This is a genomic window from Nocardioides sp. B129/18 (assembly GCF_055282735.1).
This window is the reverse complement of the sequence record NZ_JBUZJI010000063.1, coordinates 1-833: the sequence shown is the minus strand read 5'-3', so window position 1 is coordinate 833 and position 833 is coordinate 1. Positions and strand designations below refer to the sequence as shown.

At 83.6% G+C, this 833-nt stretch carries 1 pseudogene; it reads right to left on the bottom strand.

The features are described 5' to 3' along the window. A pseudogene (locus ACZDWJ_RS19715) lies at positions 1-833 on the bottom strand (hypothetical protein); the annotation flags it as partial.

Below are 833 nucleotides of genomic sequence, written 5' to 3'. Positions count from 1 at the left end.
CGGCCTGGGCCTGGGCGGCGCGGGCGGCGCTCATGCGCTGCTCGGCGGCGGCGTCGGCCTCGGCGAGACGGCTGGCGGCCTGGGCCTGGACGTCGGCGAGCGCGGCCTGGGTGCTGGCGACCCGCTCCTCGGCCTCGGTCTGGATCTGGGCGAGCCGGGCGGCGGCCTCGGCCTGCGCCTCGGCGAGGGCCTGCTGGGCGGCGCCGACCCGCTGCTCGGCGTCGGCGTCGGCGGCCGTGACGCGGGCGACGGCGGCGGCCTCGAGCTCGGCGAGTCGGGCCAGGGCGGCGCGCTCGGCGTCCTCGCGTCCGAGGGCGGCGCTGGTGGCCTCGGCCGCGGCCGTGCGGGCGGCCTCCTCGGCGGCGCGGCGCGCCTCGTGGGCGGCCTCGGCGAGACGGGCCTGCTCGGCGGCCTGGCGCTCGACGCCCAGGCGGCGCTCGGCCTCCTCGGAGACCTGCTGCTCGGCGACGGCGCGGGCCGAGGCGTGGGCGGTGGCGGCGTCGTCGGCGACGACCCGGGCCCGGAAGGCCTCCTCGGCCTGCTGCTGGGCGGCGCGGGCGGACTCCTCGGCCTCGCGGCGCGCCTCGGCGGCGGCGGTGGCGGCCTCCTGGGCCTGCTGGGAGGCCTGGCCGGCCTCCTCCAGCTGGGCGAGGACCTCGGCGACGCGGGCCTGGGCGGCGCGGGCGGACTCCTCGGCGAGCCGGCGGGCCTCGAGGGTCTCGGCCACGACGCGGGTCTGGGCGGCGGCGGCCTCGTCGGCGCTGGCCCGGGCGGCGGCGTGCTCGGCGGCCGCGCGGTCGGCGGCGGCGCGGGCCTCGGCCTGCTCCGCGGCG